Annotated in this window: 17 protein-coding genes; 7 read left to right on the top strand and 10 right to left on the bottom strand. The window is 62.3% G+C overall.

Annotation, left to right across the window (positions count from 1 at the left end; genetic code table 11):
- The 3 genes from hpnH to dxs form a co-directional block, all read right to left on the bottom strand.
- The coding region (gene hpnH, locus ACK41X_RS15700) for an adenosyl-hopene transferase HpnH (RefSeq protein ID WP_409725140.1) at window positions 1–865 on the bottom strand (865 nt) is incomplete at its 3' end.
- A gap of 27 nt (window positions 866–892) precedes the next feature.
- Window positions 893–1,861 carry a 4-hydroxy-3-methylbut-2-enyl diphosphate reductase gene (gene ispH / locus ACK41X_RS15695; protein ID WP_409725137.1) on the bottom strand — a complete coding sequence of 323 codons (969 nt, stop codon included), beginning with the start codon at window positions 1,859–1,861 and terminating at the stop codon, window positions 893–895.
- On the bottom strand, window positions 1,854–3,770 hold the full coding sequence (dxs, locus tag ACK41X_RS15690) for a 1-deoxy-D-xylulose-5-phosphate synthase (RefSeq protein WP_409725134.1): 1,917 nt from the start codon (window positions 3,768–3,770) through the stop codon (window positions 1,854–1,856). Before dxs ends, ispH begins: the two co-directional genes overlap by 8 nt.
- A gap of 329 nt (window positions 3,771–4,099) precedes the next feature.
- Here dxs and ACK41X_RS15685 point away from each other — a divergent pair, with 329 nt between their 5' ends.
- Window positions 4,100–6,709, top strand: a complete 2,610-nt coding sequence (locus ACK41X_RS15685; protein WP_409725131.1) for an MMPL family transporter — start codon at window positions 4,100–4,102, stop codon at window positions 6,707–6,709.
- Here the strand turns inward: ACK41X_RS15685 and ACK41X_RS15680 are convergent.
- Entirely contained in the window at window positions 6,650–7,180 is a 531-nt protein-coding gene (locus ACK41X_RS15680; RefSeq protein WP_409725128.1) for a DUF2147 domain-containing protein, read from the bottom strand. The genes ACK41X_RS15685 and ACK41X_RS15680 overlap by 60 nt on opposite strands.
- Before the next feature lie 76 nt (window positions 7,181–7,256).
- On the opposite strand from ACK41X_RS15680, the gene ACK41X_RS15675 reads away from it, so the two are divergent.
- Together ACK41X_RS15675 and ACK41X_RS15670 are read left to right on the top strand one after the other, a co-directional pair.
- A complete protein-coding gene (locus ACK41X_RS15675) occupies window positions 7,257–8,657 on the top strand; it encodes an aspartate aminotransferase family protein (protein WP_409725125.1) in 1,401 nt (466 codons plus the stop codon).
- 69 nt (window positions 8,658–8,726) lie between these two features.
- Complete coding sequence (locus ACK41X_RS15670) at window positions 8,727–10,262, top strand: UbiD family decarboxylase (RefSeq protein WP_409725123.1); 1,536 nt, start codon at window positions 8,727–8,729, stop codon at window positions 10,260–10,262.
- Window positions 10,263–10,287: 25 nt separating this feature from the next.
- Here the strand turns inward: ACK41X_RS15670 and ACK41X_RS15665 are convergent, their stop codons facing one another.
- Together ACK41X_RS15665 and ACK41X_RS15660 are read right to left on the bottom strand one after the other, a co-directional pair.
- The gene (locus ACK41X_RS15665) at window positions 10,288–10,743 is read right to left on the bottom strand and encodes an acyl-CoA thioesterase (protein ID WP_409725121.1); all 456 of its coding nucleotides are present in this window, start codon (window positions 10,741–10,743) and stop codon (window positions 10,288–10,290) included.
- Between the two features lie 69 nt (window positions 10,744–10,812).
- Window positions 10,813–12,219, bottom strand: a complete 1,407-nt coding sequence (locus ACK41X_RS15660; protein WP_409725118.1) for a short-chain fatty acyl-CoA regulator family protein — start codon at window positions 12,217–12,219, stop codon at window positions 10,813–10,815.
- 153 nt (window positions 12,220–12,372) lie between these two features.
- On the opposite strand from ACK41X_RS15660, the gene ACK41X_RS15655 reads away from it, so the two are divergent.
- The 4 genes from ACK41X_RS15655 (at window position 12,373) to ACK41X_RS15640 (ending at window position 16,873) form a co-directional block, all read left to right on the top strand.
- On the top strand, window positions 12,373–13,425 hold the full coding sequence (locus tag ACK41X_RS15655; protein ID WP_409725116.1) for a ketopantoate reductase family protein: 1,053 nt from the start codon (window positions 12,373–12,375) through the stop codon (window positions 13,423–13,425).
- A 64-nt stretch (window positions 13,426–13,489) separates the two neighbouring features.
- The gene (locus ACK41X_RS15650; RefSeq protein WP_409725113.1) at window positions 13,490–14,680 is read left to right on the top strand and encodes an aminotransferase class V-fold PLP-dependent enzyme; all 1,191 of its coding nucleotides are present in this window, start codon (window positions 13,490–13,492) and stop codon (window positions 14,678–14,680) included.
- Window positions 14,681–14,763: 83 nt separating this feature from the next.
- On the top strand, window positions 14,764–15,720 hold the full coding sequence (locus ACK41X_RS15645) for a D-2-hydroxyacid dehydrogenase (protein WP_409725111.1): 957 nt from the start codon (window positions 14,764–14,766) through the stop codon (window positions 15,718–15,720).
- A 91-nt stretch (window positions 15,721–15,811) separates the two neighbouring features.
- Window positions 15,812–16,873, top strand: coding sequence for an LLM class flavin-dependent oxidoreductase (locus tag ACK41X_RS15640; RefSeq protein ID WP_409725109.1), 1,062 nt, complete (start codon window positions 15,812–15,814; stop codon window positions 16,871–16,873).
- A 20-nt stretch (window positions 16,874–16,893) separates the two neighbouring features.
- On the opposite strand, the gene ACK41X_RS15635 is transcribed toward ACK41X_RS15640, so the two are convergent.
- The 4 genes from ACK41X_RS15635 to ACK41X_RS15620 are packed head-to-tail and all read right to left on the bottom strand — an operon-like array spanning window position 16,894 to window position 20,874.
- Complete coding sequence (locus ACK41X_RS15635) at window positions 16,894–18,294, bottom strand: amidase (protein WP_409725107.1); 1,401 nt, start codon at window positions 18,292–18,294, stop codon at window positions 16,894–16,896.
- Window positions 18,291–19,052 (bottom strand): ABC transporter permease, encoded by a 762-nt coding sequence (locus ACK41X_RS15630; protein WP_409725105.1) that lies wholly within the window; start codon window positions 19,050–19,052, stop codon window positions 18,291–18,293. The genes ACK41X_RS15635 and ACK41X_RS15630 overlap by 4 nt, the downstream gene beginning before the upstream one ends.
- A complete protein-coding gene (locus tag ACK41X_RS15625; protein ID WP_409725103.1) occupies window positions 19,049–19,873 on the bottom strand; it encodes an ABC transporter ATP-binding protein in 825 nt (274 codons plus the stop codon). The genes ACK41X_RS15630 and ACK41X_RS15625 overlap by 4 nt, the downstream gene beginning before the upstream one ends.
- A 17-nt stretch (window positions 19,874–19,890) precedes the next feature.
- Complete coding sequence (locus tag ACK41X_RS15620; protein WP_409725100.1) at window positions 19,891–20,874, bottom strand: ABC transporter substrate-binding protein; 984 nt, start codon at window positions 20,872–20,874, stop codon at window positions 19,891–19,893.
- Window positions 20,875–20,923: the final 49 nt, after the last annotated feature.

The following is a 20,923-nucleotide window of genomic DNA, read 5'->3' as shown; positions in this document are numbered from 1 at the left end:
CGGTGGTCTCCATCAGTTCCTTGAAGGTCTTGGCGTAACCTTCGCCCAGAAGATAGCAGGGCTTCTGCCAGCCGAAGATGTTGCGCGCGGGCATGCCCCAAGGGGTGCAGCCGAATTCCTGATTGCCGGCAAGGAAGTCGAGGAAGATGCCGGAATGCATGAATTTCCAGCCGCGGCCCTTGCCGATCTCGAAGACCTTGCGGAACAGCTCCTTGGTTTTCTTGCGGTTGAGGAAATGCTCCTGATCCGGCGCGCGCTCATACGCATAGCCGGGCGATATCGAGACGCCGACGCCCAGTTCCTTTGCGTAATCGAGAAATGCCGCGATATCCTCCGCGGAATGGCCGTCGAAAATCGTGGCATTGACGTTGACCGCGAAGCCTGCGTCCTGCGCAGCCTTGATCGCCTTCACCGCCTTGTCGAACACACCCTTCTGCGAGACCGCCTTGTCGTGATGATCGCGCAGACCGTCCAGATGCACGGAGAAAAACAGATATGGCGACGGCTTGAACAGATGCAGCTTCTTTTCCAGAAGCAGCGCATTGGTGCAGAGCGAAACGAATTTCTTGCGCGCGACCAGGCCCGCAACGATCTCGCCGATCTCGCGGTGAATGAGCGGCTCACCGCCCGGAATGGCGACCATCGGCGCGCCACATTCATCGGCCGCGTCGAGACATTCCTGCACGCTCATACGGCGGTTGAGGATCGCGTCCGGGTAATCGATCTTTCCGCAGCCGACGCAGGCAAGGTTGCAGCGGAACAGCGGCTCCAGCATCAGCACCAGCGGATAGCGCTTGCGGCCCAAAAGCTTCTGTTTCAGCAGATAGGCGCCGATCCGGATTTCCTTGTGGAAGGGGATAGCCATGGAGGGAATGAGCCTGTTCAGGGAAGCTTAGATCGAGGCAACTTCGGCAGGAAGACGGAAGGTGATGTTTTCTTCACGGCCGGGCAGCGTGGTCACGTCCACCACCCGCAGCCGTCTTAGCGCGTCGATGACGTCGTTGACCAGCACTTCCGGCGCCGAGGCGCCTGCTGTGATGCCGACAGTTTCGACTCCTTCCAGCCAGGCATGATCGAGCTCGCCGCCGTCGGCGATCAGATAGCTCGGAATGCCGGCTTCTTCGCCGATCTCGCGCAGGCGATTGGAATTGGACGAATTCGTAGCGCCGACCACCAGCAAAAGATCGGCGACCTTGCACAGATCGCGCACCGCGCTCTGGCGATTTTGCGTCGCATAGCAGATGTCGCGCGTATCCGGACCCTGAATGTCGTTGAAGCGCTTCGTCAGCGCCGCAATGATGTCGCGGGTGTCGTCGACGCTGAGCGTGGTTTGCGTCACATAAGCGACGGGCTCGTCCACAGGAATTTCCAGCCTGTCGACATCGGCGACGGTCTGCACCAGCACCACAGGCCCGGGAATCTGGCCCATCGTGCCTTCGACCTCCGGATGGCCGGCATGCCCGATCAGGATCACGGTACGGCCCTGCCCGACATAGCGCTTGCCCTGATTGTGTACCTTGGTGACCAGCGGACAGGTGGCGTCGATCACCGGCAGGTTGCGATCGGCCGCTTCCCTTTCGACGTCCTTGGAGACGCCATGCGCGCTGAAGATCGCAACCGCGCCATCGGGAATCTCGTGAACGTCCTCGACGAAACGAGCGCCCTTGGCCTTCAGCGATTCGACCACGAACTTGTTGTGGACGATCTCGTGGCGCACATACACGGGCGGCCCGTATTTCTTCAACGCGCGCTCGACGATGTCGATGGCGCGCACCACGCCGGCACAGAAGCCGCGCGGCTGCGCCAGAACCACATTGAGCGGACGCAATTTCGTTCTTGGGGTGTCGTCTGGCTTACGCAAGCTGCACCTTGTCCTGTGTCATGTCCTTGCCCAGCGCCTCGAACGCCTTGGCAAGAATTCCGTTCGCATCCAGTCCGGCGCGCGCATACATCGCCGCCGGCGTGTCGTGATCGATAAAGAGGTCAGGCAAGACCATTGTGCGGACTTTGAGACCCGCATCGAGCGCGCCTTGCTCGGCGAGGGTCTGCAGCACGAAGGAGCCGAAACCGCCGATCGAGCCTTCTTCGATCGTGATCAGAACCTCGTGATTCTTTGCAAGCCGGAGCACGAGATCGACATCGAGCGGCTTGGCAAAGCGCGCATCGGCAACCGTGGTGGTCAGCCCATGCGCGGCCAGCGCGTCGGCCGCTTTCATGCATTCGGCCAGTCTTGTGCCGTAAGACAACAGCGCGATGGAGCTGCCCTCGCGCAGGATCCGGCCCTTGCCGATTTCGAGCGGCACGCCCTGCTCCGGCAGATCGATCCCGACACCGTCGCCGCGCGGGTAGCGCAGGGCAGACGGAGCGTCGTCGAGTACCGCCTGTGTCGCCACCATATGCACAAGCTCGGCTTCATCGGCGGCAGCCATCAGAACGAAGTCCGGCAGGCAGCCGAGATAGACAATATCAAACGCGCCGGCATGGGTCGGCCCGTCAGCGCCCACAAACCCCGCGCGATCCAAGACGAAGCGGACCGGCAGCTTCTGGATCGCCACATCGTGCACCACCTGATCGTAGCCGCGCTGCAGGAAGGTCGAATAGATTGCGCAGAACGGCTTCAGACCCTCTGTCGCTAGACCCGCGGCGAAGGTCACGGCATGCTGCTCGGCGATGCCGACATCGAAAGTCCGTTTCGGAAACTGCTTCTGGAAGATATCGACGCCGGTGCCGGACGGCATCGCCGCGGTGATGGCGACGATACGGTCGTCCTTCTGCGCCTCCTTCACCAGGCTATCGCCGAACACCTTGGTGTAGGACGGCGCATTGGCCTTCGCCTTCGACTGGCGTCCGGTGACGACGTCGAATTTCACAACGCCGTGATACTTGTCGGCCGCTGCTTCCGCGGGCGCATAGCCCTTGCCCTTCTGGGTCACGACATGAACGAGGATCGGACCGAAGCTCGCATCGCGCACATTGCGCAGGACCGGCAGAAGATGGTCGAGGTTATGCCCATCGATCGGACCGACATAATAGAAGCCGAGTTCCTCGAACAGCGTGCCGCCCGTCACCATTCCGCGCGCATATTCTTCGGCTCGCGCGGCCTGGTCATGCATGAAGCGCGGCAGGCGCTTGGCGAATTGCTTACCGATCTCCCGCAGCGACAGATAGGTGCGTCCGGAAATCAGCCGGGCGAGATAGGCCGACATGGCACCGACCGGTGGCGCGATCGACATTTCGTTGTCGTTGAGGATGACGATCAGCCGCGAATCCATCGCGCCGGCATTGTTCATGGCCTCATAGGCCATGCCTGCCGACATCGCGCCGTCGCCGATCACCGCGACAACGTTGTGCTTCAGTCCGGCAAGATCGCGGGCGACCGCCATCCCGAGGCCGGCTGAAATCGAGGTGGATGAATGCGCCGCGCCAAAGGGGTCGTATTCGCTCTCGGCGCGCTTGGTGAAGCCGGAGAGCCCACCGCCCTGGCGCAGCGTGCGGATGCGGTCACGCCGGCCGGTCAGAATCTTGTGCGGATACGCCTGGTGGCCCACGTCCCAGATCAGACGGTCCTGCGGGGTGTCGAACACCGCGTGCAGCGCCACGGTCAATTCGACCACGCCGAGGCCTGCGCCGAGATGGCCGCCGGTGACAGCGACGGCACTGATGGTCTCGGTGCGCAGCTCGTCGGCCACCTGGCGGAGCTGGTGGTCCTGGAGAGTTCTGAGGTCGGCAGGGGTCGCGAGCGCATCGAGAAGCGGGGTAGCAGAAACCATTATTGGAACACCTTCGCTCGCTTGCATGTTCGGGGATAACGCATTAGCGGGACATTCGGCGGCAAGTAACCAACGCGAAAAGCTTTCGGTGAGTTATCTATCTGCCAAAACCATGAACGGGCCTTGATGGGATCACTGAACCACTTACCCGTTCACAGGCAAAAACCATACCTGCCCCGGAAAAACTGATACGTCAAATACTTGGAACCAAGTGACCTGGAGCGAAAATGTGGCACTAGCAACCCAAACCGGCCCAAACGCCTCTTCGCTCTGGAAAATATGCCTTGCAGATCGCTAACACAGCCGTGAATAGGAATAAAGACTCGCTCATGGCCCGGTTCGCAGCCCGGGCTATCCGCCTCAGCATCTGGTCGCCCTGGATCACGATTCTTGTCTTTGTGTTGCTGACCGTTGCGGCAGGCGTCTACACTGCCCGCAACTTCGCCATCAACACCGACATCAGCAATCTGATTGCCCCCAATATCGACTGGCGGCAGCGGGAAATCGCATTCGAAACGGCCTTTCCGTCGCGCGTCAACAACATCCTGGCGGTGGTGGACTCGCCGACCCCGGAGCTGTCCGCCCTCGCGGCCAACAGGCTGACGTCGCGGCTGAGGGACAACCCCGCTCTTTTCCCGGAGGTGCGGCGGCCCGATGGCGGCGTCTTTTTTGAGAAGAACGGATTGCTGTTCCTGCCGGCCGAACAACTTGGTCAAACCCTCGGGCAGCTCGAACAGGCTGCGCCTATCGTCTCGATCCTGGCGCGCAACCCCAACTGGCGCGGATTGTCGCAGGCGGCCCAGGCCGCCCTTGGCGGCGTCCAATCGGGACAATTGGAGCTGGACGCACTCGCGCCGGTCTATGACCGCTTCTCGCGCACCTTCGAGGACGCAGCCGAGGGGCGGCCTGCAAGCTTTTCCTGGCAGGAGCTGTTTGCCGGACAAAAGTCGAAACCGGGCGATCTGCGCAAATTCGTCGATATCACACCGAAGCTCGATTTCAGCGCTCTCGAACCGGGCAAAGAAGCGACCGACGCGGTCCGCCAGGCCGCCGCGGAGGCCAAGCTCGGACCGGATTATCAGGCCCGCGTCCGCCTGACCGGATCGGTACCGATCGCCGACGAGGAGTTTGCGACCGTCAAGGACGGCATGCTCCTTCACGGCACCGGCACCGTCATCGTGGTGCTGTTCATCCTCTGGCTGGCACTGAAATCGGCGCGCATCATCTTTGCGGTGTTCGTCGCGCTCGCCGGCGGCCTGGCAATCACCGCGGCGCTCGGCTTCATGATGGTCGGCTCGCTGAACATGATATCGGTCGCGTTCTTCGTGCTGTTCGTCGGCCTCGGTGTCGACTTTTGTATCCAGTACAGCGTGCGTTATCGCGACGAGCGCTTTCACAAGGACCAATTGAAGCCCGCACTCGTCGATGCGGGGGTAGCGATCGGAGGACCGCTGGCGCTGGCTGCGGCCGCCACTGCGGCCGGCTTCCTGGCGTTTCTTCCGACCGCCTATCAAGGCGTGTCGGAGCTCGGCGCCATTGCCGGCGTCGGCATGATCGTCGCGTTCATCATGAGCCTGACCGTGCTGCCCGCCTTGCTCGCGCTGCTCGATCCGCCCGGAGAAAAGGAGCCGCTGGGCTTTTCGAGTTTGGCGCCAGCCGACCGTTTCGTCGCCCGCAACCGCCGATGGATCGTGGCCGTAACGCTGGGCCTTGCCATCGTCGGTCTGCCGCTTCTGTATTTTCTGCGCTTCGATTTCAATCCGATCAACCTGCGCAGCGCGCAGGTCGAATCCATCTCGACATTTCTGGAATTGCGACAGGATCCGAATACGGGCGCGAGCGCGGTCAACGTCCTCGTCACGTCGCAGGAGCAGGCCCAGGCGGTTGCCGAGAAGCTGCAGAAGCTGCCGGAAGTCGACCGCGTCATGACGATCCAGAGCTTCATTCCGGACGATCAGGAAACGAAGCTCGGTCTGATCAAACAGGCGGCCGAGGTTCTCGAACCGGTGCTCGAGACCAGGCCCAGCCCCGCCCCGGACGCGCAGGAAGCGCGCGCCATTCTCAACGAAACCGCTGGCCTGATGGAGATCGTCGCTCAGCAGCCGGGTGCAGGCGGCGCAGCCGCAAAGCGGCTTGCCGTGCAATTGCGCAAGCTTGCCGAGGCGCCGGACGAGATCAGGAACGCCGCGGAACGAGCCGTCGTTATGCCGCTCGAACTCCAGCTCGATCAGCTGAGAATGGCCCTGCGGGCCGAGCCCGTGACCATCGACAGCCTGCCCAAAGACCTGAAGACAATGTGGATTGCGGCGGACGGCCGTTACCGTGTCGAGGCGCTTCCGACCGGCGATCCAAACGACAACGAGACCTTGCGAAACTTTGCCCGCAAGGTTCTGGAGGTCGAACCGACTGCCATCGGCGGCCCGATCTCCATCCTGAAATCCGGCGATGTCATCGTCGTGGCCTTCATTCAGGCCGGACTGCTTGCCCTCGTGACGATCTGCATCCTGCTGTTCATCGCGTTGCGCCGTCTCGAGGATGTTCTGCTCACCGTCGTGCCGCTTCTGCTTGCGGGCGTCATCACGATGGAGATTTGCGTCCTGATCGATCTGCCGCTCAATTTCGCGAACATCATCGCATTGCCGCTGCTGCTCGGCATGGGCGTCGCATTCAAGATCTACTACATCATGGCCTGGCGCGCGGGCCAGACCGACCTGTTGCAGTCAAGCCTGACCCGCGCGGTGATTTTCAGCGCGCTGACGACGGCGACCGCGTTCGGCAGCCTGTGGCTGTCGAATCATCCGGGCACGTCCAGTCTCGGCAAGCTCTTGGCGCTGTCGCTCGTCACCACCATGTGCGCGGCGGTGTTCTTCCAGCCTGCGCTAATGGGCCGCCCCAGAGAGAGCGCTGATTCGGGAACAGACGCCGGCAATGGCGGCTGACGCCGGATCGGCGGGCTTGCCCTTCGCCTTGCTCTTGCCGGGCGCAGGCGGGGCCGGCTCCGGTTCGGTGGTCCGTGCCCAGGTCTCGCCGCCGCAAAACAGACCGCCCAATACGCAGCCCCGCACCCTCAGGGCATTGTCGGTTTGAAGGTCGACGCTGGCGTCGTACATTTTTCCGTCTTTTGCGTTGTAAATCCTGCCGGCCCATTTGTCGGTGCCTGACGGCTTCATGTCGATCAGGATCGGCATGCCGAGCGTGGGCCGTGACCGTTTCGCCGGGTCCGGGTTCTGCGTGTCCTGACCGCCGGGAACCTTCTCCCAGCCGACGACACCCCACAGCGAACCCGAGCAGATCGCGATTCGGATCGTCGCGGACCCATCCTCGACCAGCCACTCGCCGGTCGGATCTCCCGCCAGGGCGGCCGTGTTCATCGTCAGGGCCAAAAACGCAGCAATTGACAGCCGTTTCATGCTAACCACCTTTCGGGCAACGTGACGGCCCGACTGCCTTCAAAACCTTTCAAGCGAACCATATCAGCTCGACCCCATGCTCAATCCCCGACACTACAATATTGAGGCCATTTTTGAGGAGCGTGAGGCAAGTCGCTTCGATTTGCATGGCCGCTATCTCAACGAACAGATGGTACGGGTGTTGCGGACCATCGGCTACGATGTCGGGTTCCGCCGCGGAACCGGCCAGTATCTTTATGACCGGACCGGGGCCCGCTATCTGGACCTCCTGAGCGGTTTCGGCGTGTTCGCCGTCGGCCGGAACCATCCGGCATTGCGGGTAGCACTCGAGAGCGTGCTCGATGCCGAACTTCCCAATCTGGTACAGATGGACGTTCCCGCGCTGGCCGGCGTGCTGGCCGAACGTCTACTCGCCAAAGCACCCTATTTCGACAAGGTCTTCTTCGCCAATTCTGGCACGGAGACGGTTGAGGCCGCGATCAAGTTCGCGCGAGCCGCGACCAAGCGCTCCAAGATAGTGTCCTGCGAACATGCCTTCCACGGGCTGACCTTCGGCGCCTTGTCGCTGAATGGCGACCAGATCTTCAAAAAGGGGTTCGAGCCCCTGCTTGGCGATTGTGCCGCAATTCCGTTCAACGACCTCACGGCGCTCGAGACTGCGCTGAAACGGCGCGACGTTGCCGCCTTCATTGTGGAACCCATCCAGGGCAAGGGGGTTCACATTCCCGCTCCGGATTATCTGAAATCGGCGGCCGAACTGTGCCGCCGTCACGGCACGCTCTTCATTGCCGACGAAATCCAGTGCGGGCTCGGCCGCACCGGGCGGTTCTTTGCCGTCGAGCATTTCGACGTCCAGCCCGACATGATCCTGTTAGCGAAGGCGTTGTCCGGAGGCCATGTGCCGGTCGGCGCCCTGCTCACGCGCAAGGACATCTTTGACAAACTGTTCAACCGTATGGATCGCGCGGTCGTCCATGGTTCCACTTTTGCCAAGAACGATCTCGCCATGGCGGCGGGGATCGCAACGCTCTCGGTTTTGGATTCCGAAAAACTGATCGAAAATGCCGCACGCACCGGCGAGCGCCTGTTGTCTTCGTTGCGGGCGATGACCGAACGTCATGAAATGTTGAAAGAGGTGCGCGGGCTCGGCTTGATGATCGGGGTCGAGTTCGGGGCGCCAAGCTCGCTCAAGCTGCGCGCCTCATGGTCGATGATCGAGGCCGCCAACAAGGGGCTGTTCTGCCAGCTCATCACCATCCCGCTGTTCAAGGATTACAAAATTCTCACCCAGGTGGCAGGTCACGGCAGCCACACCATCAAGCTGCTCCCCCCTTACGTGATCACCGGCGACGATTGCGCCTGGATCGAAACGGCGTTCGACAAGGTGATTGCCGACAGCCACCGTGTGCCGGGTGCAATCTGGTCGCTGGGCAAGACCCTGATCGAAAACGCGATGGCCGCAAAGCGCGCACAATAGACGGGGTTCGCCACAGCGTCCCAATGAGGCGCGAGGTGGCGGTCGGACATTGAATGCCGGGAGAGAGACGTGGACGCGCTTACCGCCGCGAAGGCTGCATCCGGGGCCAATCATGGACAACGTTCCGCGCTCGAATGGCGCGACCTGCGCGAATGGCTGGCGCTGGTCGAGCGGATCGGCGAACTGAAAGCGATTGCCGCCCCGGTCGATCCCATCGAGGAGATCGCCGCAATCACCCTGCTCGCAACCCGCGAGGAACGGGCGCCGGCGCTGATGTTCGAGCGGATGCAGGGCGACACCAGCGGCTCGCGCATCCTCACCAACATGCTGGGTTCGAGCAAAGAACGCTTTGGGCTCGCGGTCGGGCTTGATCCCCATCTGTCGATTCGCGAGATGATCGATGCCACACGCTCGTTGATGGCCGCCCCGGTCAAGCCGGTTTTCGTCCCCAAGGAAGAGGCCCCGGTGAACGACGTGGTGCTGACCGGGGACGATATCGACCTCACCCGATTTCCTGTCCCGCAATTCTGGCCGGGGGACGGCGGCCGGTTCATCGGCACCGGCAACATCACCCTCACCGCATCGCCCGACACAGGCCGCATCAATGTCGGCTGCTATCGCCAGATGCTGCACGGGCCGAACCGGGTCGGCCTCTATTGCTCGCCCGGCAAACACGCCCTGCTCGACCGCGAAGCCTGGTGGGCGCGCGGAGAGCCATGCGAAGTCGTTGCGGCCTATGGCGTCGATCCGGTGATGTTCATGGTGGCGGCGCAGAGCTTCGGCGCAGAGGAATCGGAACTCGATGTTGCCGGCGGCATCATGGGGGCGCCGATCGCCCTAACCAAGGCAGAATTCGTCAAGCTGCCGATCCCCGCCCATGCCGAGTTCGTGGTCGAGGGCCTGCTGCACAAGGGCGACACGCTGCCCGAAGGCCCGCTCGGCGAATTCACCGGTTATTACGGCCGCGAGCGCTCGCCGCAGCCGGTCATGGAGGTCAAGGCGGTCCATCACCGCAAATCGCCGATCTTCACCCATGCGCTGATGGCGCGCTATCCGTCCTGCGAGATCGGAGCCTATTACGCGATCATGCGCTCGGCGCGCATTCTCGACGATCTCGAGCGCATCGGCGTGCCCGGTGTGGTCGGTGCCTATTCGCATCCGGCCGCGGCATCCGGGTGGGGCATGGTGGTGGTCTCGGTCCAGCAGAAATATGCCGGCCATTCCGCGCAGGTGCTGGCGCTCGCCGCGCAATGCCCGGCGGCCGCCTATTTCACCAAGTGGGTGATCGCGGTCGATGACGATGTCGATCCGACCGACCTCAACGACGTGTTCTGGGCGCTGTCGACGCGCTGTCATCCCTCGGAGGATATCGACATCCTGCGCAACACCTGGTCGACCGGGCTGGACCCGAGCCGGTTTCCTCCGGAGCTGCGGCCCTACGGTGCGAAGGTGCTGATCAATGCCTGCAAGCCGCACCGGCACCTTGCGCAATTTCCGCAGTCGACCCTGTTGCGAAAGTCGGTGCATGATCGCGTGGTGGCGCGCTGGTCGGAGCTCGGTTTCGAGTGCGAACCGCGCAAGATGACGGCGTTTCACAATGAATAGCGCGGGCTTCGCCGGTCCGGAGGCGTCAGGTCTTGCCACCGGTTTTTGCGGCATAGGCCTCGAATGCGGCACGCAAGGCCGCCGGCAATTCCACCGAGCGGCCCGACGATAGCGACATCATTGCCGTGACGGTGCGGGCGCGCAGCCGTTCGGTGCCGTCCTTGTGCCCGACGATCGCGAGCGTCAGCGACGAGCGGCCGATCTTTTCGATGAGCAGGGTCAGGTCGAGCTTCTCACCCATCCGACTCGGGATCTTGAAGTCGGTGTCGATGTGCACGAACGGAAAGCCGTGCTGATCGTGCATGATCAGATCGGCGTAATTGACGCCGAGCTCCTCGGTATACCAGTCCTCGATCAGCCCGTTGAACATATTGAAGTAATGCGGGAAGTAGACGATCCCGGCCGGGTCGCAATGGGAGAAGCGGATCTGGACCGTGCGGGTGAAAGCGCCGTCGGGCGGCGCGAATTTGATGTCCTGCATATTTTCTCTGCTTAGTATAGATCGCCGAGATTTTTCGACCTGCCATTCGATGCAAGTCTCGCGCCGCCTTCAGCTTTCGTACCGGGTGTTGCCGCGGCGCGCGGTGTCGACCGGCAGCTCCATAAAGACCGGCTGGTGCGCGCGCTGCGAGCAGGCCTGCCGCGGACACAGATGGCAGTTGATGCCGATCTTGCTGAACAGCGCCTCGTCCTCGATATTGAACGACGCCGCATAGCGCAGCCGCTTGGCGTATTTGAGCTCGCAGCCGAGCGCCACCGAAAGCCGGTGATCCTGGGTTTCCAGATTGATCGCGGGCCGGTCGGCGGTACGGCTGATGGTGAAGAAGCGCTCGCCGTCGGGAAGCTCGACGAATTGCGGCAGGATCACGCCGGGCGTCCGGAACGCCATGTGAATCTTCCAGACCGGGCAGGCGCCGCCATATTCAGCCAGATGAAACGATGTGGAGTTGAAACGCTTGGTGACGTTGCCGGCCTTGTCGACGCGCAGGAAGAAGAACGGCACGCCCTGCGCCCCGGGCCGCTGCATGGTGGTGAGGCGATGGCAGGCCTGTTCGAAGGAGACCGCAAACCGTGCCACAATCCGGTCGATGTCATAGGCCGTGCTTTCCGCGGTTTGCAGAAACGGCTCATAGGGCATCAGGAATGCGGCCGCGAAATAGTTTGCAAGTTCGATCTGGCATCGCGCCAGGCTGGTCTTGTTGGTGATGCCGCTCGACGCGGTCAGTTCGTTCAGCAGATCCTGAAATTCCACAAGACACACCACATGCGCAAGCTGGAAGACCTGGTTGCAATGATCGAGCGCCTCTGACAGGTGCACGATCCGCGCCTCACGATCATAGAGGCGCAGGGCCTGGGTCATGTCTTCGGCGGCGCGGCGGCGCACCGCAATGCCGTGCGCATTGGCCAGCCGCGCCTTCAGCACGGCGTAGATGTCGTCAGTGTCGCAGGCTTCCTCGCGACGCACCTGTTCGGCCGCGCGTTCGAGCGAATCGAAATAGTTGGAATTGTCGCGGAAGAAATCGTGGATCACCGCCTCCGCCGAGGACGCAAGCAAGGCTTCGGAGCTGCCCGCCCGTCCCTGCCGCATGATCCGTTCCAGCGTCCTGCGGTGGATGCCGTAAAGCGTCACAAACTGCTCGACCAGCCGCGGCGCATGCTCGATTGCTGCGCGCATTTCCTGGAGGTCCGGGACATTGCCGGAAAACATCGGGTCGCGCATGACATTGCGCAATTCCGACAGGTGGTTTGAGGTTTCGTCGCGCACGACATCGCGCCAGTCCACCTGGTAGGCGTCGGCGAGCGCCATCAGCAATCGCACCGAGAGACTGCGCTGATTGTTTTCGAGCAGATTTACATAGCCGGCGCTGACGCCGAGCGCCTTGGCCATCTCGGCTTGAGTCTGCCGCCGCTCGCGCCGCAGCTGCCGTAACTGTGGGCCAATGAAAGTCTTTGTCATGCCAAGCCCGTTTACAACATAACACATTATGTCATTTTGTTTGCAAACAGACAACACACAAACCCGGTTTAGGATGAACCGCCCGTCGAGTCGGGGTTATCTCTTGGAGGAAAGCGGGGCCTCGTCGCTTCGCGCACCGGCTGGGAGGTCGCCATGACGTTGAGGATTTTGGTTCTTGGGGCGTCGTATGGGTCTCTGTTCGGCACCAAATGCGCGATGGCCGGACATGCTGTCACCCTGGTCTGCCGATCCGATACCGCTGAGCTGATCAACCGCTGCGGTACCATGGTCCGCATGACCCTCAAGGGAGAGGCAACCCCACGGGTCATCCATTCCGGGGAGCTTCGCGGCAGCGTCCGCGCTGGCACGCCGGACGTCGTGGATCCGGAGCCTTACGACCTCGCGGTGCTCGCGATGCAGGAGCCCCAATACAGCCATCCGACCATGAAGCCGCTGATGGCGAAGCTCGCCGACGCCCGGGTTCCCTGCCTGTCACTGATGAACATGCCGCCGCTGCCCTATCTCAAGCGGCTGACCGCCATCGACACCGCAAAGCTCGACGACGCCTATTGCAACGCCGGCGTCTGGGAGCGGTTCGATCCCAATGCGATGACGCTGTGCTCCCCGGACCCGCAGGCGGTCCGCCCGGCCAACGAACCGGCAAACTACCTGCAGGTGAACCTGGCGACCAATTTCAAGACGGCCGAATTCGGCGCGGCCGAGCATAACCGCCCCCTCCACGCGCTCGCCAAGGGTATCGAGGATGCCAGGCTCGACGGGCTGGATGTCCCAGTGAAACTGCGCGTGCATGGCTCGCCCTTCGTTCCGCTGGCGAAATGGCCGATGCTCATGACCGGCAATTACCGCTGCGTAACCCCGGGAAATCCGGTGGCGATCCGCGACGCCGTCCATGCCGACGTTGCGCTGTCGCGGGAAATCTACAACTGCGTGGAAAGCATCGTCTTGCGGCTCGGCGCGATGCGCGAGGATCTTGTGGAGTTCGACAAATATGCTGCCGCGGCAGCGCAGCTTGTCAAACCTTCATCGGTTGCTCGCGCACTCCATGACGGCGCGCCGACGGTCGAGCGTGTCGACCGCCTCATTCAGGCAGTGGGCCGCCAGATCGGGATCGCGCATCCGCTGATCGACCGGATCGTGTCGCTGGTCGACGTGAGCCTGTCCGCAAACCGCGCCCGCGCCGCCTGACGCCGCGACGTTTCCGCAGGGATTTGCGGACCAGACTCGAAAAACTTTCACAGGGAGCAATGACATGCCGGGTTTCAAAGGGTTGGCCGTTCCCGGACCGACCAACATGCCGTTTCGCATCCGTCAGGCGATGGATGTCGCGCTGGAAGATCATCGCGCACCGGATTTCCCGGACTTCACGCTGCCGCTCTTTGCCGATCTGAAAAAAATCTTCCAGACAAAATCCGGTCAGGTTTTCATCTTCCCTGGCTCGGGCACCGGCGGCTGGGAATCGGCCATCGCCAACACGCTCTCGCCAGGCGACAAGGTTCTCGCGTCGATCTTCGGACAATTCTCGTTGCTGTGGGTGGATTCGTGCCAGCGCTTCGGGCTCGACGTCGACGCCATCGATGTCGAGTGGGGCAAGGGCGTGCCGCTCGATCAGTACCGGGCTCGCCTCGAAGCCGATAAGACGCATGCGATCAAGGCGGTGCTGGTCACCCATAACGAGACTGCGACCGGCGTGACGTCGGACGTCGCCGGCGTGCGCCGCATTCTCGATGAGCTGAAGCATCCCGCGATGCTGTTCGTCGACGGCGTCAGTTCGATCGCCTCGATCGATTTTCGCATGGACGAATGGGGCGTCGATGTCGCTGTCACCGGTTCGCAGAAGGGCTTCATGCTGCCGACCGGCCTCGCCATCGTCTGTGTCAGCGAAAAGGCGCTTGCGGCAGGCAAGACTGCCAAGCTCCCGCGCTGTTTCTTCGACTACCAGGACATGATCAAGGCCAACGCCCAGGGCTATTTCCCCTATACCCCGGCGGCAACGCTGCTGCGGGGCTTGCGGGCCTCGGTCGATTTGCTGCTGGAAGAAGGGCTGCCGAACGTTTTCGCGCGCCATCGGCGGCTTGCCGGCGCGGTGCGCGCGGCGGTCGATGCCTGGGGCCTGCGCAATTGCGCGCAGGGGCCGGAGTGGTTTTCCGAGACGGTGACCGCCATCGTCGTGCCGGAGGGCATTGACGCAAACGAGGTGATAAAGACCGCCTATCGCCGCTACGACCTGTCGCTCGGCACCGGGCTGAACAAGGTGGCGGGCAAGGTGTTCCGGATCGGCCATCTCGGCTGGCTCAACGACATCATGGTGATGCAGGCGCTCGGCGGCGTCGAACTTGCGATGCACGATGTCGGCATCAAGTTCGAGCCGGGTTCCGGTACTGGCGCTGCGGTGCGCCATCTGTCGCAGTCGGGCATGGCCATGCGGATCGCCGCAGAATAAGCTACCTCCGTTTCGGGTTTACCAATCGGACAGCGCCCCGCCTGCGGGGCGCTGTCATGTCTGTAAGCCGCTCGGGGGACAGTATGACGCGCATCGTGTTTCTGGACCGTTCCACCATCGGGCCGTCGGTCACGCTGACGAAGCCGTCCTTCCCGCATGAATGGATCGAGCACGAACGCACAAGACCCGATCAGGTGGTCGAGCGGCTGGCCGGCGCGCAGATCGCGGTCTCCAATAAGGTGCCGATCCGGCGCAATGCCATCGAGAAATTGCCCGACCTGAAGATGATCTGCATTCCCGCCACGGGATACGATGCGTTCGACATCGATGCCTGCGGCGAACGCGGCATCGTCGTCTCGAATGTCCGGGGCTACGCGGTCAACACTGTCCCTGAACACACCTTTGCCCTCATCCTGGCCTTGCGCAGAGGACTTGCCGGATACCGCCAGGACGTCATCGACGGCCGCTGGCAGGAATCCCAGCAATTCTGCTTCCACACCCATCCGATCAACGATTTGGCGGGTTCGACGCTCGGCATCATCGGCGAAGGCGCGATCGGCCAGAGCGTGGCCCGGCTCGGCCAGGCCTTCGGCATGCGCACGCTGTTCGCAGCCCACAAGAATGTCCAGGGACTGGGGCCGCTCTACACGCCGTTCGACGAGGTGCTCGCGACATCGGACGTGATCACCCTGCATTGCCCGCTGACACCGGCGACGCGCGACACCCTCGCCGCGCCAGAATTCGCCAAAATGAAGAAACGGCCGCTGATCATCAATTGCGGGCGCGGCGGTCTGGTGAACGAAAAAGATCTCGTCGAGGCGCTCGAGAGCGGACAGATCGCGGGTGTCGGGTTCGACTGCCTCACCAGCGAGCCGCCTTTGCCGGACAACCCGCTGCTAACGGTGCTGAACCGGCCGAATGTGATCGTCACTCCGCATGTCGCCTGGGCCAGCCAGGAAGCGATGCAGACCCTTTGGGATCAGGTCATCCTGCATATCGACAATTTCCACGCCGGTCGGCCCAGCAATCGCGTCGTCTAAAGTCGTCCAAAGACGAAGCCTGCGGGCCTCGCCTCGTCCGGCAATTTGTGTAAGACCGGTATCCCCCACACATGAACCGCCGGACCCCTCTGTGAAGAAAATCGGCTTTTTGTCCTTCGGCCACTGGTCGCCCTCGCCGCAATCGAAAACCCGCTCCGCCGCCGATGCGTTGCTGCAATCCATCGAGCTCGCCGTGGCCGCCGAGGAGTTGGGCGCGGACGGCGCCTATTTCCGCGTGCATCATTTTGCCCACCAGCTGGCTTCGCCGTTCCCGCTTCTCGCCGCAGTCGGAGCAAAGACCCGCCGGATCGAGATCGGCACGGCGGTCATCGACATGCGCTACGAGAACCCGCTCTATATGGCCGAGGATGCCGGCGCCGCCGACCTGATTTCGGGCGGCCGGCTGCAACTTGGCATCAGCCGCGGATCGCCGGAGCAGGTGATCGATGGCTGGCGCTATTTCGGCTATCAACCGGCCGACGGCCAGGACGATGCCGAGATGGGCCGCCGCCACGCCGAGGTTTTTCTCGAGGTGCTGCGCGGACAAGGCTTCGCGCAGCCAAACCCGCAGCCGATGTTTCCGAATCCGCCCGGTCTGCTGCGGCTGGAACCGCATTCGGAAGGCTTGCGCGAGCGCATCTGGTGGGGCGCGGCCTCGAACGCCACCGCAATCTGGGCAGCGAAACTCGGCATGAACCTGCAGAGTTCGACGCTGAAGACCGACGAGAACGGGCGGCCGTTCCACATCCAGCAGGCCGAGCAGATCCGCGCCTATCGCGATGCTTGGGCCGCGGCAGGGCATACGCGAACGCCGCGCGTCTCGGTCAGCCGCAGCATCTTCGCCCTGGTGGACGATCGCGACCGCGCCTATTTCGGCCACGGCGGTCAGGAGGCGGACAGCATCGGATTCATCGACGGCACGACGCGGACAATCTTTGGACGCAGCTACGCCGCCGAGCCCGACATACTGATCGCGCAACTCGCGCAGGACGAGGCCATCCGCGAAGCCGACACGTTGCTATTGACCGTACCCAATCAGCTCGGCGTCGACTACAACGCCCATGTCATCGAGTCGATCCTGACCCATGTTGCGCCGGCGTTGGGCTGGCGGCCGTCCAAGGACGCAACGCGCGTTGCGGCCGGTCACGCATAGACCAGTCATGCATAGGCCGGTCAGGCATAGGTCGGCCATCCGACGGGATTGGCCGCCTGCACCAGCTTGGACAGTCCGAGCAGCTGCGGCTCCGAAAACCGGGGACCGACGATCTGAAGCCCGACCGGCAGGCCGGACGCGGTCTTGCCGCCGGGCACCGAGGCGGCCGGAAAACCGACAAGGGTCACGAGAAACGCCGGCGCAATCCAGTCGATGTAATTGTCGAGCGTGTGGCCGCCGACTTCGTCCGGAAAATCCTTGGTCAGCGGATACGGCGGCACGGGCGCCGCAGGCGTGATCAGGTAATCGTATTTGCCGAACAGATCGCAGAATGTCCGCCAGACCTTCTCGCGCATGTTCTCCGCAGCTGCAGTGTCGCGCACGGTCAGCTTCAGACCGTCACGCACATTGCCACCAAGATTGGGACCGAACCGGTCGAGCATGTCGAGGCGCTCGAATTGCTGGCCGACCATCCATTCGCCGCGCAGCACCTTGTAGGGGGCAAAGCCGTCGGCGGCGCTGAACGCCACCTCCTCGACCGCAGCGCCGTCGCGCTCCAGCCTGAGCACAGCGGCGCGGCAAATGTCATCGATCTCCTTGTCGACACCGAAACCGGCGATATCGGATACATAGGCGATGCGCAGCCCCTTCGCGTTGTCGAAGCGCTGCACGATGTCGAGCGCACTCCGCCAGGGCGGCGCGGCCGAGATCGGCCACAGCGGATCGAGCCCGGTCATGCCGTCGAGCATGAGTGCTGCATCCTCCGCGCTGCGCGCCAGCGGCCCATGCACCTGACCGCCATCCCATGGCAGCCGCATCCCGCGATTGGGAATAAGGCCACCGGTCGTGCGCACGCCGACAATGCCGCAGAACGCCGCCGGAATCCGGATCGAGCAGCCGAAATCGGTACCCTGCGCCAGCGGCACCATGCCGGTCGCGACCGCGACCGCCGAGCCGCCGGACGATCCGGCGGGGCTGAGTTCGGGGTTCCAGGGATTGCGGGTGGCGCCGAACAGCGCATTGACGGTGTTGGCGCCAGTGGCAAATTCGGGGGTGTTGGTCTTCCCGAGGATGATGGCGCCGGCCTTTCTGAGCCGCTCCACCACTGCGGCGTCCTCATCCGGTACATAATCCTTGTATGCGGGCGAGCCGAACGTGGTACGGATGCCCTTGGTCAGCGTTACGTCCTTGATCACGACCGGCAGGCCATAGAGTGGCATCGATTGCGCGCCCGCCGCTGGAAGCGCGGCTATCGAAGCACGGGCCTGGTCCTCAACCAGCGTTACAATAGCATTGAATTTCGGGTTCTGCACCGCGATGGCGGCAAGATGCGCGTCCAGCACCTCGACCGGGGAGACTTCACCCGAGCGGAGCGCGTCGCGCAGCGCGACGGCGCATCGGGCAGACAGATCGTTCGTCATTTCCCGGACCAATGCACGAAACTCTTTTCGATCATCAGAAACAGAATGTTAAGACCGTAACCGAGCGCACCGGCAGCAAAAATTGCCGCATACATGTCCGGCATGTTGAAGAGCTGCTGCGCCTCAAATACCCGGTGTCCCAGTCCGTCAACCGACCCGATAAACATTTCGGCCACCACAACGATCACGAGCGCGAGCGAAACGCCGTTGCGCAATCCGACGAAGGTTTGCGGCAGCGATTCCATCAGAATGACGTCCTTCATCACCTGCCAGCGCGACGCACCCATCACGCGGGCGGCAAGAATTCTGGTCTTGCGCGCGTTCATCACGCCGTAAGCGACATTGAACAGGATCACCAGTGCCGCACCGAACGAGGCGACGTAAATCTTGGTCGCATCGCCGACACCAAAAATGACGAGAAACAGCGGAAACATTGCGGAAGCCGGGGTCGATCTGAAAAAGTCGACGACAAATTCCACAGAACGGTAGAGCCGCTCGTTCGCACCCAATACGATGCCGAGCGGGATCGCGACCACGCTTGCGACACCGATCGCGGCAAAGGTACGGATCACGGTCTGAATGAAGTCGTGCAGGAGACGGCCGCCGGTCATACCCTTCCATAGGGCTGTGAAGGTGGCGTCGGGTGACGGCAGCAGCACCGGGTCGACGATCCGGACCCAGTAGCCGATATACCAGAGCAGGATCAGGCCGGCGACGCCAATCCCGGGGAGCAACTTATCGAAACGCTCAACCCTCATACGCGCCTCACCTCGCGCTGGAAAATCTCGAGACAATGCTTTTTAAGGTCGACGAAGCTCGATTCCGACAGCGTGCCGTCGTTGCGCGGCCGCGGCAGCGGCACGCTTGGAAAATCCGCGATCCTGCCGGGGCGGCGCGACAACAGCAGCACGTAGTCGGCGAGATAGACCGCCTCCTCGAGGTCGTGGGAGACCAATACGGTCGTTGTGCCGGTTTCCTCGAAAATGCGTTGCAGCTGCTCCCGCATGAACAACGTCATTTCGTAATCGAGCGCGGAGAACGGCTCGTCGAGAAACAACACTTCCGGATCGACGATCAGCGCTCGCATGATCGAGACAAGCTGTTGCTGCCCGCCCGACATTTCGTAAGGATAACGCGACAGATCGAGCTTGACGCCGAGACGCCGCACCAGCGCATTGACGCGCTCGCGCGCGTCCGCGTCGTTTACTTTGCGCAGCTTGAGTGCATAACAGATGTTGTCGAAAGCGCTCATCCACGGGAACAGCGCCTCACGATAATTCTGGAACACGTAACCGATGCGGGTATCGGCAAGCGTCTTTCCACCAAAACGGATGTCGCCGCTGCCCACCGGCACCAATCCGGCGATCATGTTGATCAGCGTCGACTTGCCACAGCCGTTCGGACCGAAAATCGAGACGAATCTGCCGCGCGGGATGTCCAGGTTGAAATTGTCGTAGATGACCTCGCCTTGGAATTTCTTGCAAAGACCGCGCACCGTGATATGCGCGGGCGGGTCGCCATCCGGGCCAAACGCCGTACGGTAGGGACTGACGATCGGCGAGATTGCATTCATCGTCATCAGCCCCCGCCCCGCCCTCAGAACTTCTGAAGATACTTGGTGACGTCAACCTTCTCGGGCAGGGTGCCGGTCTTCACCGAGAAGTCGATGAACTTCTGAAAATCGGCAATATCCGACGGTGTCAGGTTGCTGACCATCTCGAATTTGACCAATGGCACGGTCTGGACCACGTCGTCAGGCGTGAATGTGTTCTTTATCAGGTGCTTGCGGGCCTCGGCCGGATTGTCGTTGATGAACTTTATCGCCTTGCCCCAGGCGGCGGTGAAGCGCCTCGCCACATCCGGACGCGACTTGATGAAGTCGCTGGTCAACGCGCAGCCGCCAACCCAGGCATTCGCATTCGGATTGCCCAGCACATATTTGGCGATCACGCCGGCTTCGAAGGTCGAGGCCACACCGTTCTTGCTCATCACCGTGGCGTTCGGCTCGAGCGTATAGCCGGCATCGAAGGTTCCGGCAGTCATCGCGTTGACGTGCTGTCCCATATCGAGCTGATCGAGCTGGTAATCGCCCTCCTTCAGTCCCGCCGCCGCGAGCGCAGCACGCGCCATGGTCACATTGGCCGGTCCGGGCGCCGACATGATTTTTTTGCCCTTCAGATCCGCAAGCGACTTGATCTCCAGTCCCTTGCGGACAACGAATTGCTCCATCTGATACTTTGCGTTCTGGCTGTTGAGCGAAATATACATCGCTACGCCGGGCTTCTTGAGATTGGCGTTCATGCCCTCAATCGTCACCAGCACGGCCGACGCATCGATCTGGTTACCAATCATGGCAGCAACATTCGGCGGGCCGCCAATCAGCCGCGTCAACTCGACCTCGATATTATTTTCCTTGAAGAAGCCCCGCTCGATCGCCACGAACAGCGGCAACGTCGAGGCGACCGGGAAGACCCCAACCCTGACTTTGTCCTGCGCGCGCGCGTGGTTGGATACGAGGAGACTGGCCGCGAATACGACCATAGCGGCCGCTACGCGACCGAAGCGTGGCATCGACTTCATGTTCAGGGCTCCCTCTATACTCCTGACAATTTCCATCCCGACACTTACC

This window comes from Pseudorhodoplanes sp., assembly GCF_046289595.1.
Taxonomy (GTDB): Bacteria; Pseudomonadota; Alphaproteobacteria; order Rhizobiales; family Xanthobacteraceae; genus Pseudorhodoplanes.
This window is presented reverse-complemented; position numbering and strand designations above follow the sequence as displayed.

Bases quoted from the DNA above. Each gene is read 5' to 3' on its own strand.
- ACK41X_RS15655 (WP_409725116.1), top strand. From the start codon at position 12,373: ATGACGTTGAGGATTTTGGTTCTTGGGGCGTCGTATGGGTCTCTGTTC.
- ACK41X_RS15645 (WP_409725111.1), top strand. From the start codon at position 14,764: ATGACGCGCATCGTGTTTCTGGACCGTTCCACCATCGGGCCGTCGGTC.
- ACK41X_RS15675 (WP_409725125.1), top strand. From the start codon at position 7,257: ATGCTCAATCCCCGACACTACAATATTGAGGCCATTTTTGAGGAGCGT.
- ACK41X_RS15685 (WP_409725131.1), top strand. From the start codon at position 4,100: ATGGCCCGGTTCGCAGCCCGGGCTATCCGCCTCAGCATCTGGTCGCCC.
- dxs (WP_409725134.1), bottom strand. From the start codon at position 3,770: ATGGTTTCTGCTACCCCGCTTCTCGATGCGCTCGCGACCCCTGCCGAC.
- ACK41X_RS15635 (WP_409725107.1), bottom strand. From the start codon at position 18,294: ATGACGAACGATCTGTCTGCCCGATGCGCCGTCGCGCTGCGCGACGCG.
- ACK41X_RS15680 (WP_409725128.1), bottom strand. From the start codon at position 7,180: ATGAAACGGCTGTCAATTGCTGCGTTTTTGGCCCTGACGATGAACACG.
- ACK41X_RS15625 (WP_409725103.1), bottom strand. From the start codon at position 19,873: ATGACGATGAATGCAATCTCGCCGATCGTCAGTCCCTACCGTACGGCG.
- ACK41X_RS15620 (WP_409725100.1), bottom strand. From the start codon at position 20,874: ATGAAGTCGATGCCACGCTTCGGTCGCGTAGCGGCCGCTATGGTCGTA.
- ACK41X_RS15650 (WP_409725113.1), top strand. From the start codon at position 13,490: ATGCCGGGTTTCAAAGGGTTGGCCGTTCCCGGACCGACCAACATGCCG.
- ACK41X_RS15665 (WP_409725121.1), bottom strand. From the start codon at position 10,743: ATGCAGGACATCAAATTCGCGCCGCCCGACGGCGCTTTCACCCGCACG.
- ACK41X_RS15630 (WP_409725105.1), bottom strand. From the start codon at position 19,052: ATGAGGGTTGAGCGTTTCGATAAGTTGCTCCCCGGGATTGGCGTCGCC.
- ACK41X_RS15660 (WP_409725118.1), bottom strand. From the start codon at position 12,219: ATGACAAAGACTTTCATTGGCCCACAGTTACGGCAGCTGCGGCGCGAG.